The organism is Actinospica robiniae DSM 44927 (assembly GCF_000504285.1).
GTDB lineage: Bacteria > Actinomycetota > Actinomycetes > Streptomycetales > Catenulisporaceae > Actinospica > Actinospica robiniae.
In genome coordinates, this window is record NZ_KI632511.1 from 8,345,605 (window position 1) to 8,369,545 (window position 23,941).

General features: G+C 72.6%; 19 protein-coding genes. 7 read left to right on the forward strand and 12 right to left on the reverse strand.

Features of this window, described 5'->3' with window-relative positions:
- Positions 1-8: 8 nt before the first annotated feature.
- The 6 genes from ACTRO_RS36005 to ACTRO_RS36030 form a co-directional block, all read right to left on the reverse strand.
- A complete protein-coding gene (locus ACTRO_RS36005) occupies positions 9-1,172 on the reverse strand; it encodes a VWA domain-containing protein (RefSeq protein WP_034270428.1) in 1,164 nt (387 codons plus the stop codon).
- Positions 1,172-3,562, reverse strand: coding sequence for a DUF5682 family protein (locus ACTRO_RS36010; RefSeq protein ID WP_034270432.1), 2,391 nt, complete (start codon positions 3,560-3,562; stop codon positions 1,172-1,174). The genes ACTRO_RS36005 and ACTRO_RS36010 overlap by 1 nt, the downstream gene beginning before the upstream one ends.
- Entirely contained in the window at positions 3,562-4,683 is a 1,122-nt protein-coding gene (locus ACTRO_RS36015) for an ATP-binding protein (protein WP_211244519.1), read from the reverse strand. Before ACTRO_RS36015 ends, ACTRO_RS36010 begins: the two co-directional genes overlap by 1 nt.
- An 8-nt stretch (positions 4,684-4,691) precedes the next feature.
- On the reverse strand, positions 4,692-5,882 hold the full coding sequence (locus ACTRO_RS44395; RefSeq protein ID WP_051451913.1) for a DUF5691 domain-containing protein: 1,191 nt from the start codon (positions 5,880-5,882) through the stop codon (positions 4,692-4,694).
- The gene (locus tag ACTRO_RS36025; protein ID WP_034270434.1) at positions 5,879-7,339 is read right to left on the reverse strand and encodes an SWIM zinc finger family protein; all 1,461 of its coding nucleotides are present in this window, start codon (positions 7,337-7,339) and stop codon (positions 5,879-5,881) included. Before ACTRO_RS36025 ends, ACTRO_RS44395 begins: the two co-directional genes overlap by 4 nt.
- Before the next feature lie 136 nt (positions 7,340-7,475).
- Entirely contained in the window at positions 7,476-8,105 is a 630-nt protein-coding gene (locus ACTRO_RS36030; protein ID WP_034270437.1) for an LUD domain-containing protein, read from the reverse strand.
- Positions 8,106-8,213: 108 nt separating this feature from the next.
- Between ACTRO_RS36030 and sigJ the strand changes: the two genes are divergently transcribed.
- Positions 8,214-9,170, forward strand: a complete 957-nt coding sequence (sigJ, locus tag ACTRO_RS36035) for an RNA polymerase sigma factor SigJ (RefSeq protein WP_051451914.1) — start codon at positions 8,214-8,216, stop codon at positions 9,168-9,170.
- On the opposite strand, the gene ACTRO_RS36040 is transcribed toward sigJ, so the two are convergent.
- Both ACTRO_RS36040 and ACTRO_RS36045 read right to left on the reverse strand, forming a co-directional pair.
- On the reverse strand, positions 9,167-10,069 hold the full coding sequence (locus ACTRO_RS36040; protein ID WP_034278298.1) for a serine hydrolase: 903 nt from the start codon (positions 10,067-10,069) through the stop codon (positions 9,167-9,169). The genes sigJ and ACTRO_RS36040 overlap by 4 nt on opposite strands.
- Entirely contained in the window at positions 10,062-11,030 is a 969-nt protein-coding gene (locus ACTRO_RS36045) for a LysR family transcriptional regulator (protein WP_063628131.1), read from the reverse strand. Before ACTRO_RS36045 ends, ACTRO_RS36040 begins: the two co-directional genes overlap by 8 nt.
- A gap of 87 nt (positions 11,031-11,117) precedes the next feature.
- Here ACTRO_RS36045 and bla point away from each other — a divergent pair, with 87 nt between their 5' ends.
- Positions 11,118-12,080 (forward strand): class A beta-lactamase, encoded by a 963-nt coding sequence (bla, locus tag ACTRO_RS36050; protein WP_034270444.1) that lies wholly within the window; start codon positions 11,118-11,120, stop codon positions 12,078-12,080.
- A gap of 108 nt (positions 12,081-12,188) precedes the next feature.
- Complete coding sequence (locus ACTRO_RS36055; RefSeq protein ID WP_157436627.1) at positions 12,189-13,841, forward strand: penicillin-binding transpeptidase domain-containing protein; 1,653 nt, start codon at positions 12,189-12,191, stop codon at positions 13,839-13,841.
- Between the two features lie 49 nt (positions 13,842-13,890).
- Here the strand turns inward: ACTRO_RS36055 and ACTRO_RS36060 are convergent, their stop codons facing one another.
- Together ACTRO_RS36060 and ACTRO_RS36065 are read right to left on the reverse strand one after the other, a co-directional pair.
- Positions 13,891-14,082, reverse strand: a complete 192-nt coding sequence (locus ACTRO_RS36060) for a hypothetical protein (RefSeq protein WP_034270447.1) — start codon at positions 14,080-14,082, stop codon at positions 13,891-13,893.
- A gap of 14 nt (positions 14,083-14,096) precedes the next feature.
- Positions 14,097-14,963 (reverse strand): GNAT family N-acetyltransferase, encoded by an 867-nt coding sequence (locus tag ACTRO_RS36065; RefSeq protein ID WP_034270451.1) that lies wholly within the window; start codon positions 14,961-14,963, stop codon positions 14,097-14,099.
- Between the two features lie 139 nt (positions 14,964-15,102).
- On the opposite strand from ACTRO_RS36065, the gene ACTRO_RS36070 reads away from it, so the two are divergent.
- A complete protein-coding gene (locus tag ACTRO_RS36070; RefSeq protein ID WP_034270453.1) occupies positions 15,103-15,927 on the forward strand; it encodes an SAM-dependent methyltransferase in 825 nt (274 codons plus the stop codon).
- 198 nt (positions 15,928-16,125) lie between these two features.
- Here the strand turns inward: ACTRO_RS36070 and ACTRO_RS36075 are convergent, their stop codons facing one another.
- Entirely contained in the window at positions 16,126-16,548 is a 423-nt protein-coding gene (locus ACTRO_RS36075) for a class I SAM-dependent methyltransferase (protein WP_034270456.1), read from the reverse strand.
- A 482-nt stretch (positions 16,549-17,030) separates the two neighbouring features.
- Here ACTRO_RS36075 and ACTRO_RS36080 point away from each other — a divergent pair, with 482 nt between their 5' ends.
- From ACTRO_RS36080 to ACTRO_RS36090, 3 genes are all read left to right on the forward strand, one after another.
- Entirely contained in the window at positions 17,031-19,814 is a 2,784-nt protein-coding gene (locus ACTRO_RS36080) for an AAA family ATPase (protein WP_084316783.1), read from the forward strand.
- Between the two features lie 1,611 nt (positions 19,815-21,425).
- Positions 21,426-21,740, forward strand: coding sequence for a nuclear transport factor 2-like protein (locus tag ACTRO_RS36085; RefSeq protein WP_034270460.1), 315 nt, complete (start codon positions 21,426-21,428; stop codon positions 21,738-21,740).
- Positions 21,741-21,783: 43 nt separating this feature from the next.
- Positions 21,784-22,539, forward strand: a complete 756-nt coding sequence (locus tag ACTRO_RS36090) for a class I SAM-dependent methyltransferase (RefSeq protein ID WP_034270463.1) — start codon at positions 21,784-21,786, stop codon at positions 22,537-22,539.
- 13 nt (positions 22,540-22,552) lie between these two features.
- Here ACTRO_RS36090 and ACTRO_RS36095 read toward each other — a convergent pair whose 3' ends face one another.
- Positions 22,553-23,794, reverse strand: coding sequence for a sensor histidine kinase (locus ACTRO_RS36095; protein WP_051451916.1), 1,242 nt, complete (start codon positions 23,792-23,794; stop codon positions 22,553-22,555).
- Positions 23,795-23,941: the final 147 nt, after the last annotated feature.

The following is a 23,941-nucleotide window of genomic DNA, read 5'->3' on the forward strand; positions in this document are numbered from 1 at the left end:
GGCCCGTATCAGACCTCCTCGCCGGCGAACTGGCTCAGGTCGCGGCGCTCGATCGCCGCCGCCATCAGCGGGCCGAAGCGGTCCGGCGTGCAGGCGAAGGCGGGCACGCCGAGGGCGGCCAGCGCCGCGGCGTTCTGCCGGTCGTAGGACGGGGCGCCCTCGTCCGACAGCGCGAGCAGCACGATCACCTGGACTCCGGCCGCGGTCATCTGCGCGACCCGGCGCAGCATCTCGGCCCGCACGCCGCCCTCGTAGAGGTCTGAGATCAGCACGAAGATGGAGTCCGTCGGGCGGGTGATCAGCGACTGCGAGTAGGCGATCGCCCGGTTGATGTCCGTGCCGCCGCCGAGCTGGGTGCCGAAGAGCACGTCCACCGGGTCGGCCAGCTCCGGGGTCAGGTCCACGACCTCGGTGTCGAAGACCACCAGCGAGGTCTTCAGCGCCCGCATCGACGCGAGCACCGCGCCGAACAGCGAGGCGTACACCACCGAGGCGGCCATCGAGCCGGACTGGTCGATCGCCAGCACCACGTCGCGCTTGACCGCGCGGGCCGCGCGCGCGTACCCGATCAGCCGCTCCGGCACCACGCTGCGATACTCGGGCTGGTAGTTCTTCAGGTTCGCCCGGATGGTCCGGTTCCAGTCGATGTCCCGGGGCCGCGGCCGGTTCGTGCGCGCCGCCCGGTTCAGCGCCCCGGACACCGCGGCCCGGAACCCCTGCGCCAGCTGCGCCTCGAGCTCGTCCACGACCTTGCGTACGACCGTGCGCGCGGTCTCCTTCGTCTCCTCCGGCATCAGCTTGTTGAGCGAGAGCAGGGTGCCGACGAGGTGCACGTCCGCCTCGACCGACTCCAGCAGCTCCGGCTCCAGCAGCAGCTGCTTGAGGTTGAGCCGCTCGATCGCGTCCTGCTGCATCAGCTGGACCACGGTGGTGGGGAAGAACTCGCGGATGTCGCCGAGCCAGCGCGCGACCGTCGGCGCGGAGGAACCCAGGCCGGCGCTGCGGCCGAGCCGCCCGCCGCCCGCGCCCGGACCGCCCCCGTAGAGCCCGGCCAGCGCGGCGTCCATCCGCGTGTCGTCTCCGCCGAGGCCGCCGCAGCAGCCCTCGGCTTCGCTGCCGAGCGCCAGCCGCCAGCGCCGCAGCCGCTCGCTCGTCTCCAAGGCCGCCGTCATCAGACCAGCTCCCGTTCTCTCGCCGTACCGGTCAACAGCAGCGCGATCGTGGACACGGCCTCCGCCCGGGCGGCGAGCAGCCACTCCGGCGCATCGGCGTCCACGGCCGCGGCGCCTTCCGCCGCCTCGCCATCGGCCGACCCCGACGCGAGGTCGGGCAGCTGTTCGGCGATGGCCCGGCGCTCCGGCCCGGCGAAGGTGCCGAAGGTTCGGCGCAGCAGCGGCAGGACGGTCTCGAAGCGCTCGCCGTCCAGGTCGCAGATCCAGGCGTCGATGAGCCGCAGCATCGTCTTGTCGTGCGCGAGCAGCAGCCCGCTGCCGGCCAGGAAGCCCTCCAGCCAGGCCGCGGCCCGAGCCGGCTCGGTACCCTGGGCCAGCGCCCGGGCCATCCGCTCGGCGACCGCGTCGGTGTCGAAGATGCCGCTGTCGCTCAGCAGCCGCACCGCGCGCCCGGCGGTGACCCCGTGCGCGGCCTCCGAGTCGGCCACCCTGGTCAGCGCCTCGGTCCAGGGCGTGCCCACCTCGGGATCCTCGAGCAGCTGGATCGCGCCGTTGGCCTCGGACATCCGGACGGCCAGGCTCATCGCCGGCTTGTCGTCGATGCCGACGCAGGCGCCGAGCAGTCCGATGGCCAGCCGCACGCCGAGCCCGCGCACCACCGTCGTGAGCGACTCCACCCGGGTGCCGCGCACGTCCCGGTACCGCAGGACGTTGACGAGCGGCGGCAGGGCGCCGGCCAGCTCGGCGATGTCGGTGTCCACGGCGGCCCGGTTCTGCACCGCGTCCACCATCGGCCCGACCGCGTCCGGCAGGTCCGCGGCGAGACAGCGCTCGACGAAGCCGGTGAGCTCGGCGAGCGAGGTCTCCTTGGCCGCCCGCTCCAGCATCCGCGCGGTGGCTGCGCTCGGGATCGTCGTCCCCCACACGCTCGCCTCGACCAGCTTGACCTCGAGCGCCGGCTCCCACACCAGCCGCCAGGACTCGCGGAAGGTGCCGGTGGACTTGGACTTGCCGGGCTCGCCCCACGGCACGTCGAGCAGCGCGAGCCGGCGCAGCAGCTTCGAGCGGTCGAGGTCGTTCGGGGTGCGCAGGTCGAGGTCGTAGGCCTTCTCGGCGGCGGCCCGCGGCAGTCGCAGCCGCTTGGACTCGCGGGCCAGATCGGCGGCCAGCGGCACCATCGGGGTCTCGGGCGCCACCGCGCCGAGCACGTCGCCGACGATGAGCTCGCGCTCGATCAGCGAGAGCAGCTCGGGCGAGCCTTCGCAGAGCACCGCGACGGTCGCCTCGGTCAGCTCGGCCAGGCCCGGGCGAGGGCGGCCGCGCAGGCCGCCGAGCGTCTCGGCCAGCCGCACGCCCTCGATCAGGTGCGCGCTGGAGACCGGGACGCGCTCCTTTCGCAGCAGCTCGGCGACCCGGGTGAGCCAGCGTTCGGCGATGTGGTCGTCGTGCGCGAACAGGTGCCCGTACCAGCCGGGGGACTGGATGCCGGCGCCGTAGCCGGAGTGGTAGGAGAGCCGGCTGTGCGTCCACGGCACCCAGGTGAGCGCGGTCGCCGTGGCCTTCGAGGCCTTGGGCAACGCGGCCAGCGCGGCTTTGTCCTGCGTGGCCGTCGGCAGGCCGCTCGCCTTGCCGCGCTCGATTCCGAGCAGCGCCGGCACGTGGTACGCACCGCAGACCACTGCGATGCGTCGCGCGCCGCCGGCCAGCGCCGCGCGCACGGCGGTGCGCATGTGCGCCTCACGCACGGCGTCGAACGCGCTGGTCTCCTCGTGCGCGCGGACCTCGCCCATCGCCTCGGCGACGGCGGCGAAGGCGTCGAGCGCGTCGGTGGCGTGCATCCGGTGCTCGACGACGTCCTCCCACCAGGTCTCGCCGTCCTCGTAGCCGGCGGCCTCGGCCAGCTGGCCGATCGGGTCCCGGCGACGCGGCGGCGCAGACTCGTCCGGCGTGGGCTCCTCCGGCGCGGCGGGCTCGGCGCCTTCTTCGGGCTCTGCCTGCTCGCCGGGCTCGGCGGACTCGTCCGTCGGCCCGTCGCCGCCGCGGTCCATGCCGAGGCTGGCGGCCGCGGGCAGGTCGCAGAACCCTGCCGGCACGTCTTGGGCCAGCGCGTACCGCAGCGCGGCCCACTCCGGGGAGAACTCGGCGAACGGCCAGAACGCGGAGAGCTGCGGGTCCGCCTCGCGGTAGGCGAACAACGCGACCGGCGGCTCCATCTCGGCCGCGCCGATCAGAGGGATCAGCGCGCCCGCGTCCGACGGCCCCTCGATCAGCACCCGGTCGGGCGCGTACTCGGCCAGCGCGGCGGCGACCGCGCGGGCCGAGCCGGGCCCGTGGTGGCGGATCCCGAGGACCGCCACGCTCGGGCCGGCGTCGGTGTGCGTGCTCGTCATCAGGCGGACAGCTCCCGGCAGGCCTCGTAGAAGCCCTTCCACCCGTCGCGCGGCTTGACGACCGTCTCCAGGTACTCCCGCCACACCACCGGGTCCGCCGACGGGTCCTTGATCACCGCGCCGATCAGGCCCGCGGCCACGTCCTCCGGCCGCAGCGTGCCGTCGCCGAAGTGCGCGGACAGCGCGATCCCGCCGGTGACCACGGAGATCGCCTCCGCCGGGGAGAGCGTGCCGGAGGGCGACTTGACCTTGGTGCGCCCGTCCTCGGTGCGCCCGGAGCGCAGCTCGCGGAAGACCGTGACGACCCGTCGGATCTCCTCCGCCGCGGCCGGAACCGGGGGCAGCTCGAGCGAGCGGCCGAGCGACTCGACCCGCTGCGCGACGATGCGCACCTCGTCCTCGGCCGTGGCCGGCAGCGGAAGCACGACGGTGTTGAACCGGCGGCGCAGCGCGGAGGACAGGTCGTTGACACCGCGGTCGCGGTCGTTGGCGGTGGCGATGACCGTGAAGCCCTTGGCCGCCTGCACCTCGTCGCCGAGCTCGGGTATCGGCAGGGTCTTCTCGGACAGGATGGTGATCAGGGTGTCCTGCACGTCCGCGGGGATGCGGGTGAGCTCCTCGACCCGGGCGACCTTGCCGTTCGCCATGGCGGTCATCATCGGCGAGGGCACCAGGGCCTGCCGGGACGGGCCCTCGGCCAGCAGCCGGGCGTAGTTCCAGCCGTAGCGCATCGCCTCCTCGGAGGTGCCCGCGGTGCCCTGCACCAGCAGCGTCGAATCGCCGCTGACCGCCGCGGCGAGGTGCTCGGAGACCCAGCTCTTGGCGGTGCCGGGCACGCCGAGCAGCAGCAGCGCGCGGTCGGTGGCCAGGGTGGCCACGGCCACCTCGACCAGCCGGCGCGGGCCGATGTACTTGGGCGTGATCGCGGTGCCGTCGGCGGCCGTGCCGCCGAGCAGGTAGGTCGTCACGGCCTGCGGGGAGAGGTTCCAGCGCGGCGGGCGCGGGCGGTCGTCGCCCTTGGCGAGGGCGTCGAGCTCGCCGGCGAAGGCGTCCTCGGCGTGCGGGCGCAGGGCGTCCTCGGCGGGCGTCGGATTCGCGGTGGCGGTGCTGGTCGGCGTCATGGCGTTGGTCATTCCTGTCCGGGGGCGTCGGCGGGTGCGGTCAGTTCGGCGTGCATGTCGGCGCGGAAGCCGAGCGGGCTGAGCAGTTCGTGGAAGTCGAGGTGGTGGACCCGGCCGGCCGCGATCTCAGCGGCCTGAGCCTGGCTCACGCGCTCCGCCTCGGGGTGCAGCTCCAGCGGCGCGCAGTCGGCGAGCATGCCCATGAGGTGGCCGGCGGCCCAGTCGCTGCCGCGGGCGCGCTTCTCGGCCGCCGCGCCGGCGGCGGTGGTGTCGCGTTCGCGGCTGTGCTCGAGCAGGACGGCGAGGATCACCCGCGCGGCGTCGAGCGGCCAGGGGCGGTGCGCCTGCGGCGCGGCGTAGCGGTAGATGTCGTGGGTCGGGACCTCGGCCGTGGCCATCCGGGTGATCTCGGCGGTGAACGCCTCGGCAGGTCGCGACTCGGCCCGCTGATCGCGGCCCTTGAGTTGCGCCTCGATCGCGTGGGCTTCTTCGCGCACCTGCTTGGAGGGATCCTTGGCCAGGCCTTCGACGAACGGGAGGTCCGCGTCGGTGCGGTGGCGGCCGAGCACGCTGAGCAGGCTCAGCTTCACGGTGGCGGTCAGCGTCGGCCAGGCAGCGGTGAAAAGGGCGCGGGCGGCTTCCGGGTCGGCGGCGTACAGGCCGTTCGCGTAGGCGGTCCTCGCGTCCGGGTCGGGCCCGTCCCAGTCCTCCGGACGCAGCGGTCCGACAGATTCCCGGCGCAGGTAGCGCCAATCCGCGTTCTGCCCGGCGAGCCACTGCCCGCGCGGACCGAGCACGTGGGCCAGCGCGGGACGCATGGCCGTGTTGGTCCGGCCGACGTCGAGCAGGGCCGGCATCGTCGCCGAGGGCAGCCGCAGGCCCGCGGCCTGCACCGCGGCGAGCCATTCGCCGAGGTACTTCGGGTACGCGTCGAGCAGGGAGCGCAGCCGCAGCTGGACCAGCGGAGATATCAGGGGCCTGCCGTCGGCGGGGGCCGGCTCGGGCAGCGCGCCCTCGTGGCGGGCGGGCGGGGCGCCGGTGAGCGCGGGGACGGTCAGCACCATGGCCTGCCGCAGCAGCTCCTGTGCCGGGTCGCCGGCCTCCGGGCCGGCCGCCCCGGGCACGAACGGACGGCGGTCGGTGCCGACCAGCGCGGCCGAGAGCACCTCCGACCACGACGAACTCGGGTACTGACTCACGGCAGGCTCACCGGCCCTTCCTCGCCCCACAGCGTCACCGGGGAGAAACCTGACAGGCTGTAGATACCGAAGACCGGCACGGGCCGGCCGCCCCCGGCGGCGAGCAGCGCGTACGCGCAGCGCGGGATGTCCGGGTCCTTGGCCGCCGTGCCCAGCGCCATCGCGGTCTCGCCGGCGCTCGGGCGCACCAGCGGCACGGTCTGCGCGTTCTCGGCGTCGCAGATCCGCCACTCGCGTCGGTCGCCGACCTGTTCGAGCACCGGCACCGCGGCCGCGATCAGCGCCGGCACGGTGGTGGTCCACGGATCCGCGGCCACGGCCCGCGCGTACGCGGTGGCGGCCTGGCTGAGGCTCCCGCCGCCCGGCGCGGGCCCGTCGGCCGGCGACGGCTGGAGCTCGCCCTGTTCGAGCACGATGGCGCGCAGCGGCACGGCCTCCGGGGCGAAGGCGAGACGCGCCTCGAATGAGCTGCCCACGGGCAGCGCCAGTCCCGGACTCTGGCCCTGCGGGGCGAAGGCGAGCAGCAGCGCGATCCGGCCGCTGTCCTCACCGCGCAGCCACACCCGGCGCTCGACCAGCTTGTCCGGGGTGTCGTCGCGCAGCCCGAGCACCAGCCAGCGGTCGGAGACCTGCTCGCCGACGGCGGCGATCTCCTCGGTGGACGGCGCGAGCCCGACCCGGCGGCGCACCGTGGCGGCCAGCGGGCCCGGCAGGTCGGCCCGCCGGCGCCAGCCCTGGGCCAGCAGGTTCAGCTGCGCGAAGCCGCGCAGCGTGTGGTCGGGCCAGTCGGGGGCGGAGAGCGCGGGCGCGAGGTCGCGCACCCGGGCCGCCGCGCCGGCCGCCTGCGCGTCGACGAGCCGCCGGGCGAGCCCGTCCAGCGGCCGGTAGCCGGAGCCGCGCAGCCCGGCGAGCCCGCCGCGCACCTGGTCGGTGAGCCAGAGTTCGAGCTCGTCGAAGCCGGCGTCGATCCGGCCGGCCCGCTGGGCGGTGCGCTTCTCCGCGGCCAGCGCGGCCTTGCGCGCCGCCTCCGGGTCGTTGGCCGACTCCGCCGCCTTCTCGGCCACGGCGGCCTTGCGCGCCTCGGCCTTCTGCGCGCGGTCCTTGCGCCCGCCGAGCCACTCCTCGACCCGCGCCGGGAGCGTCGGAGTGTCCGCCACCGTGCCCGCCGACCACAGCAGCAACAGCCCGAGGGCGTGCTTGCAGGGGAACTTGCGCGAGGGGCAGCTGCACGCGAACGCGGGCGCGGACAGCTCGACTGTGACCTGATACGGCTTCGAGCCGCTGCCCTTGCAGTCCCCCCATAACAGGTTCGCGCCAGGGCTCGTCCCCGTCTCGCTCCACGGACCCGGCGCCGCGAGCTTGGTGCCCGCCTTCTGCGATGCCGGGTCCGGAGCCAGGGCATGTATCTGCGCCACCGACCACCGCTGAGGTGAGCCGGAACTGGTTTCCGGTGCCATGGTCCAAACCCTAGACGACCCCTCCGACAGAAACCGGCGGGCATCCGGACCGACCCGATAAGAGGTCGAATCTCAGAGTCGAGGCCATAGACAGCGGGGTCCGCCTGGGCGCCGCGACGGTGGGCGCACCGGCGTGTCAGAACCCGATGGCTTCATCCAGCAACAGGACGGTGCACCGCCCGGGGTGCAGCTCGCCGTTGAGGATCAGCACGCGGTTCGCGGCGCTGGGCTGTCCGTAGGCCTGGCGGGTCCGCTCGCTCTCCAGCGGCAGGCAGTGCTCTTCGATGCGGCGCAGCGCCGTCTCGAGGTCGGGCACGATCTTCTGCGCGCCGACGATCAGGACGACTTGAGCGGACCCGCCGACGTAGCCGGTGAGCTGGCTGCCGGTGGCGGAGACGGCCACCAGGGAGCCGGCCTCGGTGACCGCGGCGACGCTCCCGACGATGACGTCGGGGCTGGCGATCATCCGCCGGATCTCGTCCATCTGCGTGGCGCGGTCCATAGCCATGCCGCGCGGCCGGATGGCGTCGTACCGGCCGCTCTCGTTGATGTCCGCGTCGATGCCGGAGAGCCGGAGCGTCTCGCTGGCGCCGGTGAGCACGCTCGCGCCCGGCGGGATCAGCTCTTCGACCCGGACGCGGGCGGCGGCCGCGCCCTCGAGGACCTCGGCCGCGAAGTTCTTCCCGCGCAAGGCCGCGGCCACTCGTTCGAGCTGAGCGGTGGACGCCGGGTCGGTGAAAAGCGGGGTCGTGACGGGGGTGGACATGTCGGGCTCCTGTCGTTCGTCGCGGGCGTTCGATCAGTACGACAAGATGGCCGTCGAGAATGTGAGGCGCGCCCGCCTCACATTCCGCGGGCCTGTCTTGTCGAACCAATGCGGACGGACGACGGGAGGCGACAAGGCGTGGACGTGGACAGTGACTTCGAGACCGGCCTCAGCACGGTGATGGGCGAGCGCCGCCAGCTGATCAACCTGACGTACCGCCTGCTCGGCTCGCTCGCCGAGGCCGAGGACGCCGTGCAGGAGACCTACGCGCGCTGGTATGCGATGTCCCGGGAGCAGCGAGACGCCATCGAGTCACCCGGTGCGTGGCTGACCACCGTCGCCACCCGCGTCTGCCTCAACCTGCTCGGCTCGGCCCGCGCGCGGCGGGAGACGTACGTGGGGGAGTGGATCCCCGAGCCGCTGCCCGAACCGGCCGAGTGGCCCGGCAGCCGTCCGGGCGCCGCCGCCGACCCGGCCGAGCGCGTGACCATGGACGAGTCGGTCAGCATGGCCTTCCTCGTCCTGCTCGACGCGATGACCCCGGCCGAACGGGTCGCGTTCATCCTGCACGACGTCTTCCGCTACCCCTTCGGCGAGGTGGCCGAGATCACCGGCCGCACTCCCGCGGCGTGCCGCCAGCTGGCCTCCTCGGCCCGCCGCCGCGTCCAATCCCCGCGCCCCGCCACGAAGACGACCGCCGCCAAACGCCGGCGCGACGTCGTCAGGGCGTTCAAGTCGGCGTGGGAGGCCAAGGACATCGACGCGATCATCGGCCTGCTCGACCCGGACGCCGTCGCCACCGCGGACGGCGGCGGCCAAGCCGTCACCTTCCTCGAACCGATCGAGGGCGGCGAGCGGATCGCCCACGCCTGGATGGAGATCGCGAACCGGGCGCTCAGCGCGATGACGCTGCTGGAGCGCAGCGTCAACGGTCAGCCCGGCCTGGTGGCCCAACAGGACGGCGTCACCCTGACCGTCTTCGCGTTCGACGTCGCCGACGACCGGATCACCCGCATCTGGGCGATCCGCAACCCGGAGAAGTTGCGCCGCTGGGCCACGGCCTAGCGCTCCCGCAGCCGGTCGTGCAGCGAGCGCGCGACGTGGCCCATGAGGGCTTCGGCGGCGGGCTGAGCGGCGGCCGGGACGGCCGATTCGGTGAGGGCGACGACGGCGTAGGCCTCACCGTCCTCGTGTTCGACGACGCCGGCGTCGTGGCGCAGGTTGAGCAGGGTGCCGGACTTCGAGGCCCAGGTGGTCGAGTCGGAGATGAAGTCGGGACCGAGGCGGCGCTGGACCAGGGCGTTGCGGAGCAGGGCCCGAGTACGCGCGGCGACCTCCGGATGGATGGCGGAGGGCGTCCACAGCGCGGCGAGCAGGTCCGCGATGGCGCGGGCGGTGCCGGTGTTCGCGCGGGTCAGGTCGAGTTGAGCGACGGGGTGGCCGCCGCCAGGGGTGCGCGCCCCGACCGCGATGGCGTGCGCGACCTGCACGCCGGCCTGGTTCAGCCCATCGATCGCGACGGCGTAGAGGTCGCGCATCGGGTGCCGCACCGCGATGCCGCTGATGCCCGCGTCCGCCAGCACGCGGTCCACTTCAGCCGGCGGCACGAGGTCGAACAGCGCGTCCGCGGCGGCGTTGTCGCTGATCGCGATCGCCAGGTAGAGCAGGTCGTCGACGGCGATGCGGACGGGGTGGGCGAACTTGGCGATGCCGGGCGAGGACTGTTCGTCACCGCCGCCGGGGATGATCTCCAGCGCCGTCGCGCCGTCGAGCCTCCCGACGCGGATGGCTTCGAGCACGGCGATGGCGAGCGGCACCTTCACCACCGACGCGATCGGGTACGCGCGGTCCGGTTCGATGCCGATCTCTTCGCCGGTGGCGAGATTCCGGACAAGAAAGGACCCTGATAGTCCGGCCGCCGCGAGCCGGTCCCGCAGTCCATCGATCAGATCTCTGTCATGCATCGGCATCGCTCGCCTCCGGCTCAATGCTCTGTTGTACGGGTACTGTGGTGATCGGTGACCCGGCCGGAACGCCCAGGGCGCGGGCCAACTCCGGGCCCAACAGATCGCGGATCAGCAGCGCGTCGTCGCCGACGTGGGCGGAGACGGCGTAGCCGCGTGCCAAGGAAGCATCCGCGACGGGCCGCCAGGTCAGGCCGAGATCCCCCGCCTGCCGGGCGGAGCAGAGCACGAAGTCGCCCGCGCGCATCGCCGCGCCCGCCGCCGCGACGAGTGAGGCGGCCACCGAGATCTGCGCGGGCAGCAACGCCGCACGGTGGCCGGCACGCTGCGCGATGTCGCGCACGTAGGGAACGTCGTCTTCCGGCTGGATCCACACGCGGCGGTACGTCGGCTCCGCCCGCGAGGGCCGCAGGGACTCGAGCCGGATCGGGTGGGCGGCCGGGGCGGCGCCTTCGGCAGCAGTGCGCCCGTCGCCGCCCGCGCGCGAGGCCATGCCCAGCGGGACGACCCAGGCCGCGCCGCTCGGCGGCACCGCCTCGACCACCGCCCGCACCTCTTTGTCGCGCAGCCACTCGGCCCGGCGCACCGGATCGGCGGTGCGGATGTCCAGGACCACCTGCGCGTCGCGGGCCGCCGCGTCGAGCCGGGCCAGGTCCCGGACGTTGCAGGTCTCGGGCACGGCCAGGGTCAGCGGCCGGAGCCGGGCCTCCTTGGCATGGTGGTCGAGCGCCTCGGCCTGCTGCACGAGCCGCTTGGCCGGCACGATCAGGTCCCGGCCGAACACGGTCAGCGCGGCGCGCCGCGTCGTCCGGTCGAACAGCGGCTGGCCGAGATGCCGCTCCAGCGCCGCGATGCGACGGCTCGCCACCGACTGCGGTATGCGCTCGGCGGCCGCACCGAGGGTGAAACTGCCGCGCTCCGCCACGCTCACGAAGATGCGGCAGGCGCTGACGAGGTCCATGGAGACCAGATCATATGCCAGAACAGCATGGAAACGCGCACAAGGGTCTTTGACCGCATGGATGGGCTCGGACCAGGCTGTCGGATCATGAAGATGTTCCCCCAGCGGGTCTCCGGCCGGATCGCGGCGGCCGCGGCGTCGATCGGGATGGCGGCGGGCGCCCTGACGGCCTGCTCGGCCAAGCCGGCCGCGTCGCCCGCGGCCGCGACCACCACGGCCACGGCCGCCGCGACGTCGTCCGCCACGACCGGCACCGCGCCGTCCTCCACCACCGACACCGCGGCCTTCCAGCAGCTCGAGTCCCGCTACGGCGCGCGACTCGGCGTGTACGCGATCGACACCGGCACCGGCCGCTCGGTCGCGTTCCAGGCGGACGAGCGGTTCGCCTTCTGCTCGACCATCAAGGCGTTCGCCGCCGGCGAGCTGCTGCGCCGCGAGACCGACGCGCAGCTCGCGCAGACCATCACCTACAGCGCGTCCGACCTGGTCGACTACTCGCCCGTCACCTCGAAGCACGTGCAGGGCGGTATGACGCTGACGGCCGTGATGTCCGCCGCGATCGAGGTCAGCGACAACACCGCGCTGAACCTGATGTTCGGGCGGCTCGGCGGGCCGGCCGGACTGCAGAGCGCACTGCGCTCGCTCGGCGACGCCACCACCGACGTCGACCGCACCGAGCCCACGATCAACACCGCAGTGCCGGGCGCGGTCCAGGACACCAGCACGCCGCGCGCGCTGGCCGCGGACCTGCGCGCGTTCGTGCTCGGCGACGTGCTGACGGCCGGCCGCCGTGCCCGACTGACGGCCTGGCTCCAGGCGAACACCACCGGCGGCCCGTACATCCGCGCCGCCGTCCCGACCGGTTGGAAGGTCGGCGACAAGACCGGCAACGGCGACTACGGCACCCGCAACGACATCGCCGTGCTCTGGCCGACGCACGGCGCGCCCATCGTGATCGCGGTGCTCTCGCATCGCGGCACCCAGAACGCGAGCTCGGACGACGGCCTGATCGCCGACGCCACGAAGCTCGCCCTCCAGCAACTCGACTGAGCCATCTGCACCGGCAGGGCATCTGCACCGGCAAGAAAGGGGTGGGAAGAACCCATGAACTCGATGAACGACGATCCCATGGCCCGCATACGCCATATCCAAGGTCTGATGAGCGAGCCGGAGCCGCCGCGGCGGAACCCGAAGCCGCGTCGGAGAGTGCCGCGACGGGGCGTGCTCGGAGCCGTCGGCGCGCTCGTCGTCGCGGTGGCGGTGACGCTGGTCGCCACCGGGTTCGCCAGCGCGCACGGGCGCAGCGCCGCGGCCGCGCCGACCCTCGGCTTCTCGCCCGACCCGCGCAGCGGCGCGTCCGGCGCCCAGCAGACCGGCGAGGCGTTCCTGGCCGCCTGGCAACGCGGAGACCTGCACGCCGCCGCGAACCTGACCGACGCACCGGCCGCCGCCGGCGCCGCGCTCGCGGCCTACCAGCGAGACCTGCACCTCAGCGGTCTGACGACGCAGCCGAATACGACCGGCTCGGCCGGTTGGCTCACCTTCAGCATCGAGGCGCAGGTCGGCTCGCCGGCAAGCCCCTGGTCCTACACCTCGGGGCTCGCCGCGTATCAGGGAACTGTGCAGGGGCAGTCGCGCTGGTTCGTGAAGTGGAGCCCGAGTATCGAGTTCACCAGCCTCAAGGCCGGAGAGCACTTGGCCCTGGGCACGACCAAGCCGACCGTCTCAGAGGTCGATGACGCCTCGGGCCGGGCGATCACCTCCGTCAACGCGCCGAGCCTGGCCAACCTCGTCCACACCATCGAGCAGAACGCCACCCCTTCGGGCGGCCGGGCCGGCACGACGGTCGAGATCGAGAAGGCCGACGGCACCGTCGCGGGCCAAGTCGCCACGGTCGCCCGGCCGACCGCCGCCGCTGCCGTGCGCACCACGATCGACCTGTCCGTCCAGGCAGCCGCCCAGAAGGCCGCCGACCGCGCCCCGAACAGCTCGGTCGCGGTGGTCAAGCCCTCCACCGGCGCCATCCTCGCCATCGCCAACAACCCGCCCGGCGGCCCGGACACGGCGATGGTCGGCAAGCTGGCGCCCGGTTCCACGTTCAAGGTGGTCTCCTCGGCCACGCTGCTCGACCAGAACCTCGTCACCAGCCTCAGCCAGCCCGTGCCCTGCCCGAAGGTGCTCGAGGCGGATGGGCTCGCGCTGCACAACTCCGAGCAGGAGGCCGCGCCCGGCAACGACTTCCTGCAGGACTTCGCACAGTCCTGCAACAACGCATTCAGTAGTTTCTATAACAAGCTGACGACGTCCGACATCTCGGCGACGGCCCGGAAGTACTTCGGCTTCGACGAGCCCTGGGACATCGGCCTGAACCAGCCGACCACGTACGCGCACGTCCCCTACGCGGCCGAGGACTCCGCCGCCGAGGAGATGGTCGGCCAGGACAAGATCACCGCGTCGCCGCTGGCCATGGCCTCGGTCGCGGCGACCGTGGCGGACGGCCGGTTCCGGCAGCCGATCCTGATTCCCGGAACCACCCAGATCACGGCGGACCGGATGCCCGCGGACGATCTGAGCAACCTGCGAACCCTGATGCACTCCGTCATCACCCAGGGCACGCTCGCCGGCGTCGTCACGCCCTCGGCCGACACGTACGGGAAGACGGGCACCGCGGAGGTCGGCGCTTCCAACAACAGCTGGACCATCGCGTACCGGGGTGACTACGCGGTCTGCGCGCTGGCGGTCGACGGCGGCTACGGCGCCTCGGTCGCCGGCCCCGAGGCGAACAGCGTGCTGCGGACCGTGGAGCCCTGACGGGTCTCGCGGCGCGCACCGGAAGGCGCGCGCCGCGGGCCGGTCGGACTCAGCCGCAGGCGTCGGTGAACGAGTACGTCGTGTGCCCCGAGCCGCCGGTGAACTCCGGCTGGATCTCGTAGCTGCTGATGTTGTACGTGTAACCGAACTGGTAGCAGGAGTCAGCCGGGCGTGCAGCAGCATGCGCGGAGACCGGGCTGAGCGCCGCGGATGTGTCCTGAAGCCCATGCGGTTCACCCACGCCGACTTCGATCCTCACGCCTGACCGTAGGTGTGAGTCCGGCCGAACGGGGTGAAGCCCATCGTCTCGTAGGTGAGCCTGGCCACGGGGTACGCATCGTCGCCGCGAGGATTGACGGTGGCCATGCGGGCACCGGCCGCGGCGAAGCGGCGGAGCAGTTCCGTGCCGAGCGCTCGGGAGAGGCCGAGGCGGCGGTGTTGCGGGTGGGTGCCGACGGGCTCGAAGTGGCCGACGCGGCTGATCTCGTCGTACCAGCCCTGGTAGTAGGCGGCAGGGGTGCCGTCGGGGGCGATCGCCAGCAGATCGAATTGCGGCTTGTACGGCCAGAGTCCGCGCATCGCAGCGTGCTGCTGCTCGCGGTAGGTCGAACCCCAGGCAGACCAGGCCTCGCGGTGGGCTGCCGCGCGGGTGGCAATGTGTGCGGCATTGCATTGCAGTAGCTCATAACCGCTGGGCAACGTGGACGCCGGCGGCAGGGATCTGAGATCGATGCCGAGGCAGGAGAAGAATGGGCGGTCCACCGCCGCGCGGTAACCGCGGGCGGTGAGTGCGGCGGCGATGTGGGGCTCGTTGTCGCTGATCGTGGTGCTGACCGGGACAGAGCTCGAATGCTCTGCCCAGGCGAGGACCTCGTCCACCACGGCCGGATAGGCGGGGTCGGCTTGCACGGTCAGCTCGCCGGGGCCCTCCAGCCAGCCCCACGCCACGACGCGATCGTGATCGCGCCACACGGCCGTCGGGCCCTGCTCGGCCTCGCCCGCGCAGGTGGCGGCCCAGGCCAGGTCACCCGCATGGCGCCAGCTCGCCTCCGGGAACAGGCGGGTCGCCAGGCCCTGCATGGCCCGCAGGTCGATCGGGCCGGCGTGTTCGTCGCGGTGCATGATCGCCGATGCTGCCAGCCGGTCCGGGCGGCGGCAAGCGGTTTACTCGAGGCCACGTCACGCTTTGGCGGCTGAAGGTTCCGGTACCCGGGCGGGCCGGGTACGGTTGTACCCGACCGATCAAGGGAGAGATACGGGAATGGGTTCCTATCGGCCGGCCTGGGCGCCGGATGTCGTCGACCTCGAGGTTCCGTCGGCGGCCCGGATGTACGACTACTACCTTGGCGGGTCCCACAACTTCGCGGCCGACCGGCAGTTGGCGGAGGCGGCGCTGAAGGCGTGGCCGGACACGCCCTACATGTGCCGGGCCAACCGGGCGTTCCTGCGCCGGGCCGTGACCTTCCTGGCCGAGTCCGGCGTGGACCAGTTCCTCGACCTCGGCTCGGGCATCCCGACCGCGGGCAACGTGCACGAGATCGTGCAGGCCGTGCGGCCCGAGGCCCGCACCCTCTACGTGGACTGCGACGCCGTCGCCGCCGCGCACGGCAAGGCCCTGCTGCGCGACGAGCCGAACGCCGCGTACGTCCAGGCGGACCTGCGCGATCCGGACGCCGTGCTCGCCAGCCCGGAGGTCAAGGACCTGCTCGACTTCAGCCGCCCGGTCGCCGTCATGATGCTGATGACCCTGCACTTCGTGCCGGACGCCGACGACCCGATCGGCATCGTCACCGCCTACCGCGAAGCCGTCGCGCCCGGCAGCTACTTCGTCTTCACCCACGGCACCAACGAGTACCGGCCGGCGAACACCGGCGGCATCACCAAGGTCTACGAGAACGCCAGCCACGGCATCGTCCCGCGCGACCGCGCCCAGATCCAGGCTCTGGCGGCCGGTTGGGACCTGCTCGAGCCCGGCCTGACCGACGTGATCCTGTGGCGCCCGGACCCGGCCGAGCTCGAAGACGACCCGCTCGGCGGCGACGTCGCCCGCTACTCGACTTTCGCCGGAGTCGGCCGCAGCGGCTGAGCCGTTCCCGCTGGCAGGACGGCAAGAGTGTACGGCGAACGAAGAGGTTCCGGAGCCTGATGCGAAACAGCATCCTGGCTCCGCAACCTTCATCATATGAGGGAATGCCCACCACGGCTTCGTTGCACTGATCTCGACCACTGATATTCGAAGTCTCATCCGAAACGCCCAAGCACCAGTCGCGGCGGCGGCCCACCCCTAATCGCGTGGTAGGGGTGTGTGAGACGGTGCGGCCGGGGTCACCGCCGAGTCGTCGAAGGTGATCAGGGTGCGCGCGCCGATGCGGGCGGCCTCGGCGAGCACGTCGGCGCCGAAGCGCTCCCACAGCCCCCGCAGCCGGGAGGTGACGATCACCGCGTCGACCGCCTGGTTCGGCACGTCGAGGCGGATGCCCAGGTTGTGCCGTACCCGGTCGCGTGGATGGCGTGAGCGCAGCTGCCCGACCACCTGCTCGTCGAAGTCGGCCAACAGCCGCTCCGACCCGCCGTCCGGCACCCGCGGCCCGCAGCCGAAGACGGCCACCCGCGCGCCCGGGTCCAGCCGCGCGAGCGCGTCCGCGATCTCGTCGCCGACGTCGAGGCCGCGCACCTGCTCGGCCTGCGCGTTGATGAACTGGATCAAGTCTTCCGTGGACCCCTCCGGCGGTGGGCGGCTCGGCGCCACGATCTCAGGCGCTGCGCCGGGGCACCACCCCAGCTTTTCCGCCGCTCCGCGCGGACCGCGCCATAGCAAGGGTCGGAGACGGGATCGAAGAGAAACGATTGATATCTTTGTCAGTCCCCTGCGCTATGGCGTCGGCTCGGCGCCTCGTTCCGCAATCCGAAAGTGCATTTGTGTTTCGGTCCGCGCCCTACGGGGCAGGGGCGGTCGCGTTTGACGAGAACGAGAAAAATGACTGCGGGGATTGCCACGGCGCGGCCACTTGCCGTTATTCTACTTCTGATTCTGGTGGTCGAGCGCCGGGCGGTTCCCGCCCCGCGCCGGGTGGTCATGCGTTCGTATGCGGCGTCGGTGGGCCCGCTGCGCTGCGCGTCGGCTGCCCCGGCACCGTGCTGTGCGGTGCTTCGCCACGGCCGTGTCACCACTCGTAGTAGGGGACTGACATGTCTGCGATGAAGGTGTGCACCACGCTCGTCGAACGCGAGCGGCAGACGCGCCACCTCGCCGAGGTGTTCGACGCGTGCGTGGCCGGGCACAGCCCGGTCGCCGTGCTGAGCGGCCCGCCGGGCAGCGGGAAGACCGCGCTGCTCGGCTGGTTCCGGGACCTCGCCGCCCGCGAGGGGGCCAGCGTGCTCGGCGCCGCCGCGTCGCCGCAGGAGCGCGATCTGCCGCTCGGGGTGGTCGATCAGCTGCTCTACGACGCGCGCTCGCTGGCCCGGGTCGCCGAGCGGATCGGCCCGCTGATGGCCGAGGTCGCAGCCGACAGCTGGCACGACGCGATGCTCGGCGCGGAACAGCAGTCCACCGCGCGCGCCCTGCGCCGGCTGTGCTCCGCGTTCGCGGACGTCGCCCAGGTCGCGCCGCTGGTCATCGCGGTCGACGACACCCAGCACGCGGACCTCGCCTCGCAGCAGTGCCTGGCCTCGCTGATCGCCCGGCTGCGCGGGACCCGCACCATGATCGTGCTGACCGAGGGCGACGGGCCGGCACCGGTCAGCCCCCTGATCCACGCCGCGCTGCGGCGCAACGGCGAAGCGCGGCCGCTGCGGCTGGCCCCGCTCAGCGGCCAGGGCGTGGCCACCCTGCTCGACCGGTTCCCGGGGCTGTCCGGGGCCGAGCGGGCCGGCCGGGCGCACGCGGTGACCGGCGGCAATCCGCTGCTGCTGCGGGCCCTGATCGAGGACGCGCTGGCCATGCCGCCGGACCAGGAGCCGTTCCTGGTGCCGGGTGAGGTCTTCGCCCACGCGTTCCGCGCCTGCCTGCGCTCGGCCGAGCCGGCCGTGCAGGCCGTCGCGCAGGCTTTCGCCGTGCTCGAACCCGCCTTCGCCCCGGCCCGCGCGGCCCGGCTGCTCGACACCACCCAGGAGGCGGTGGAGCGCGGCATGGCCGCGCTCACCCGGGCCGGCCTGCTCGACGCCGGCCGCTTCCGCTGCCGGCAGGCGCGCGCCGCGGTGCTCGACACGCTGCGGCCGGACGAGCTGGCCGAGATGCACGCGGCGGCCGCCCTGCTGGCGTACCGGGACCGGGAGCCGGTCGAAGCGGTCTCCCGGCACCTGGTAGCGGTCGACCGGATCGAGCCGGAGTGGGCGGTGCCGGTGCTACTCGAGGCGGCGGAGCAGGCACTCGCCGCGGGCGACGCGGAGCACGCGCTGGCCTGTCTGCGGCAGGCCGAATCAGCGTGCGACGACTGTGGCCGGCAGGCGCGGATCCTCTCGCTCAAGGCCCGGACGAAGTGGCGCAGTGACCCGTCGGCCGCCGCCCCCTACCTGCCGGATCTGGTCGCGGCCGTGCGTGACGGACGGCTCGGCACGCGTCAGTGTGCTGCGTTGGTGCATGCGCTGTACTGGCACGACCGTCCGGACCTCGGCGCCGAAGTGCTCGACCTGCTGCCCGCATCGGTCGGCGCGGGCGAGCGTGCGGAGGGCCTGGACGAGGCGCTGCTGTGGACGGCCTTCACGTTCCCGCAGCAGGCCGCGGCCGTGCGGGCGCACCGCACGCGGCTAGGGCTCAGGGGCGCCTCCGCCAACGGCGCCACGCCCGCGGCACTGGTTGCCGCGGCGTTGGCCACGGCCGGGATCGACGGCCCCGCGGCCGCCGCGGCCGCCGAGGAGGCGCTGCACCGGATGCGCCCGGGCGGCGAGTACCCGACTCAGGCCTATGTCGCGCTGCAGGTGCTGCTGCGGATCGGGCGCCCGGACGCCGCGGCGTTCTGGTGCGACGCGCTGCTCGGCCCGGCTATCGCGGCGGACGAGACCACGCTCGAGGCGCTGCTGCTGGCCGTGCGCGCCGAGATCGTCTTGGCCAAGGGGGATCTGGCCGCCTCGGCCGCGGACGCGAACAAGGCGCTCGACCTGATCAGCATCCGCGGCTGGGGTCTGGCGGCCGGTGCCGTGCTCGCCACCCTCGTCATGACCGCGACCGAGTCGGGCCGGGACGAGGACGCCGCGCGGTACCTGGGCCTGCCGGTGCCGGCCGGGATGATGCGCACTGTCTTCGGCCTGCGCTACCTGTTCGCCCGCGGCCTGTACTACCTGGCAGCCGGCCGGGTCGGCGACGCCCTGATCGACCTGCGCGAGTGCGGCCAGACCGCCGTGGCGCTCGGCTGCGACATGCCCGGCGTGGTGCCCTGGCGGCTCGGGCTCGCCGCCGCGCACCTGGCCGCCGAGGAGCGCGAATGCGCCGCCCGGCTCGCCGCCGAACAGCTGAACATGCTCGCACCGGAACACGGCATGCTGCGCGGCCGGGCGCTGCGCGTGCTCGCCTGCGCGGGCGAGCCGAAGCACCGGATGACGATGCTGCGCGAGGCGATCGAGCTGCTCAAGGGGGCGGAGGACTGGCTCGAAGTGGCCCGCGCCTACGCCGATGTCTCAGAGACCTTAGACGCCTCGGGGGAGACCAGCCGGGCCCGGCTGACGCTGCGCACCGCCCGCACCATCGCCCGCCAGTGCCAGGCGATCGGCCTGCTGCGCCGGATGAGCGCGGGCGTGCCCGCCGTGCCCGCCGTGCCCAGCACCGTCGGCGCGCAGGCGTGTCTGGTGCAGTCCGCCGCGCCGGAGCTGAGCGACGCCGAGCGCCGAATCGTCGGCCTCGTCGTGCTCGGACATACGAACCGCGAGATAGCCAGCGCGCTGTGGGTCACGATCAGCACGGTGGAACAACACCTGACCCGGGTCTACCGGAAGCTCGGCATCACCAGACGCGCGGAACTCCCCGAGGCGCTTGCCTAGGGCGAATTGATGATCAGCTGAGTGCTCCTGGAGTGTGGTGTCTTGTCGGGTCGGGGTGGTCGTCTCGGTGTGGGCGGCCGCTTCGCGCCGCCCGGTTTGTCTGTCCACCCACCCACCCGTTGCGTTGGTGGGGTGGGCTGGGGTTTCAAGATCTCGCCTCCGGCGCGGGCCCTTCCCTCGGAGAGTGCCGGGTCCTCGTGGGTGCTGGCGTTGGCGGGGCGGGCTGGGGTTCGGGGTGGTCGGGTGCCGGGTGTGTGCTCTCTCCTCGGCCGGTCCCCGGAGGCAATCAGGAACCTGCCGGGAGCTCAAGCGGCGGTGACTTGGGTCGATGCTCGATTCTGCAGGGCGCCGCTTGACCTCCCGGCAGAACCCTGATCGGGCTTCGCCTGCCCGACCGAGGAGAGAGCACACCCCCTGAGGGAGTGGTGCGGGCTGCGCTCGGGCCGGGTTCTGTCCGGTGGCCTGGTCGTGCTCGGTGCGGAAGGATTCTGCATCGCCCTGGTGTGATTGTCCCGGTGGTCATGCGAGGCGCGGGATCGCGTGGCTCGGTCGTGCGCTGAGGGGAATTCCTGCATCTCGTACGTGCTGGACGGTGACGATTCCGTGCGGCATGCGGCCCGGGATCTTCCGATCCGGCGTCGTACGCTCCGACGGGCGCGTCCCTTGGTCACCTCCACCACCCCTCCCGCCACAAGTCCCAAGTCCCGACAACCTCCGTACGCTTCCATGCTAGACGCCGCCACCGACAAAAGCCGTATATCTGGCTTTTACTGGATAAGGAAGATTCCGGAGATTTAAGGGGAACTCGGGCGTGCTCCCCGGCGTTGAAGGACTAGAGAAGAAAACAGCGGCTCAGACGGCGATGCCAGATCTCACATCAGGCGTGGCCGGACCACCGGCCCCGCCGCGCGGATCGATGATCGAGATGGTCGGATCAGGGTGATGCAGAATCCTTCCGGATCGAGCGCGGCCCGGCCACAGGGAGGGACCCGGGCCCGAGCGCCGCTCAAACCACTCCCCCAGGGGGTGTGCTCTCTCCTCGGTCGGGCAGGCGAAGCCCGATCAGGGTTCTGCCGGGAGGTCAAGCGGCGCGATGCAGAATCGAGCATCAGCGGAAACCGCCGCCGCTTGAGCTCCCGGCGGGTTCCTGATTGCCTCCGGGGACCGACCGGGGAGAGAGCACACACCCGCAACCCGGCCACCCCGGACCACAGCCCGCCCCACCAAAGCCAGCACCCCACAGACTCCGGCATCCCTCTCCGAGGGAAGGGCCTGCCAGCGGCGCCTTTCGATCTTGAAACCCGAGCCCGCCCCGCCAACGCAACGGGTGGGTGGGTGGTCAGACGAAACGGGCGACGCGAAGCGGCCGCCCACACCCCGACAACCACCCCGACCCGGCAAGGCACCACGCCCCAGGAACACTCAGCCGATCATCAATGCGCAGTAGGCCGTATCTTCAAACTTTCGCCGGGTCCGCGACGCCTGCCACGCACGCTCGCTGCGTTGCCGGATCGGTTACAGACGGCCTACACGGTCGTCGAGACTGGCGAGTGACCTCGTGGCTCGGTGATCGTTAAGGGGACGGCCACTCGCCGACCCCTTGGAGGCAGCATGACGTCGAACCAGCTCGACCCGACCGTGGCGAAGTTCATCGACGCGCTCAACGCCGGAGACTCCGCCGCGTTCTTCAGCATGCTCACGCCGGACGCCACCATGAGCGACGACGGCACCGATCGCGATCTGCGTGACTGGGTCCAGCGCGAGATCTTCGGCAGCAACGGCCGAATGAAGGTCGAGTCGATCTCCGACGGCGGGACCGCTCTGGAAGCCGACTACGCGAACGACACCTGGGGCGCCATGCGGACGACGTGGCGCTTCACCGTGTCGGGCGACAAGATCTCCCGCTTCGAGACCGGGCAGGCCTGAAAAACCGTTCGTCAGGGCTCGTGCTCCGCGTTACCGTGCGACGATGGTGTCGCGGAGCTTTGAGGACCTGGTCGACGAGGCGTGGACGCTCGATCGCGGCGGTTGGGACTTCTCGTACCTGGCGGGCCGAGTCGAGAGCCCGGAGCTGCCCTGGGATTATCGTCAGCGGGCCGGTGAGCTGGTGCGCAATGCGCAGTCCCTGCTCGATGTCGACACCGGCGGGGGAGAGTTCGTCTCCGGCCTCGCGCCGCTGCCGGCGCGGAGCGTGGCCGTCGAGAGGTGGGGCCCGAACATCGCGATCGCCCGAAAGCGCCTGGTCCCGCTCGGTGTGCGCGTCGAGGACCGGCTAGGTGCGGTGGCCGACGGCGAGCCGGGCTTCGACCTGATCCTCAATCGCCACGGACGCTTGGACGCAGGCGCGCTCGCGGCGCTGCTGGCTCCCGGCGGCCGTCTCCTCACTCAGCAGGTCGGAAGCCGCAATCACCTCGAACTCAACGAGCTCCTGCGGGTGCCGGCTGCGCAGCCGCCGGACGCGTGGACGTTGAACGTCGCCGTCGAACAGCTCGAGGCGGCCGGGCTTCGTGTGGAGCACGCAGACGAGGTGCTGCTGCCGTGCACGTTCCGCGACATCGGTGCCGTGGTCTACCAACTGCGGATGGTCGCGTGGCAGGTGCCGGGCTTTGATCCGGCAGCATACGAGGTCGAACTCCGGGACATGGACCGAAAGATCCTCGCGGAGGGCGGCCTCATCGTGCATGAGCACCGCTTCTTCCTCGAAGCAGTCGCGCCGAAGGATTGACGAGCCGTCAGGTTCAGGCCACGCCCGGAAGCTCCATGATGACGCTGGTCGGCCCGCCCATCGGGCTGGTGACGGCGAGTACGCCGTCGAAGGCTGCGAGCCGCCGCTCCACACCCCGCAGGCCGCCGCCGGCCGGGTCGGCGCCGCCCACGCCGTTGTCACCGACCACGGCGAGCACGCTCGCGTCCGGCTGGCGGTGCACCTGGACCCATGCGCGGGTGGCGCTGCTGTGCTTGGCTACGTTGGCCAGGCTCTCCGAGATCGCGAAGTACATCGCGGTCTGCTGCGCCCGCGGCAGGCTGATGTCGGGGTCGAAGCTCACATCGACCGGCAGCGGGAGCGAGACGACCAGCGCGCGAACCGCGTCCGCCAGGCCGCGCTCGGCGAGGACGGGCGGGTGGATGCCGCGCAACAGCGAGCGCAGGTCCGCCAGCGCCTGGCCGCTGGTCGAGCGTGCTTCGGCGAGCAGTTCGCCGGCTGCCTCGGGGTTCGTGCGCATCAGCTGCTCGGCCAGGCCGATGTTCAGGCCCACCGCGGCCAGCCGCGCCTGCGCTCCGTCGTGAAGATCCCGCTCGATGCGGCGCAGTTCGGTCGCCGCGTCGTCGTGCAGGCGGTTGCGGGTCTCGGCCAGGTGGTCGACGCGGCCGGCCAGGTCGGCACGGGACGGGCCGAGCAGCGCGGCACAGAAGAGCGCGTGAGCCCGCAGGATCCGCGGGCCGGCGTACGGCTCGACGGCCAGCACGGCCGCACCGGAGACGAACGAGATCACCCACCACACGGGGTGGTCTTCGCCGATACCCAGCGCCCAGGGCGCGCCCAGGACGCCTTCGAGTCCGTATCCGATCAGGCACAGCGGCAGCAGACCGAGCACCAGGCCGACCGGCACGTTCAGCGCCGTCCACAGCAGGTCCCGCCAGCTGGCCGGATCGGTCAGCACCCACAGCCTGCGCTGTCCGGCCCCGGCCGCGCCGCCGTGCGCGTCGCGCGGCTCGGGCCGGTAGGGCTCCGGGATCTCCACGCCGGACCACCGCGCCGCCCAGCGCCGCTGCAGGCCGGCCAGGTTCCGCACCCCGCGCAGCGAGAGCGGCGCGAGCACGAACCCGACGCCCAGCGCGATGAAGGCGGTGGAGAGCAGCGTGGCGATGGTCAACGGGATGCACACCGCCTGGGAGAGCACCGCCTGCGCCAGGCCGCGCCCGACGGTCAACCCGCTGCGCCTGATCCGCGCCCCCAGGTCGTAGCCTCTGATCCGCATGCGTCCTCCGTGCCCGCGCCTGCCCGGTGTCTCCGGGCGAAATATCGCCGCAAGGGCAGCGTAGAACCGGGCGACGCCGCTGGTCGGTGGGGTTAAGTCCACCCTTGCCGGCCGCGCGAGCAGGCTCCTGGCGGGTTCCGGACGGGC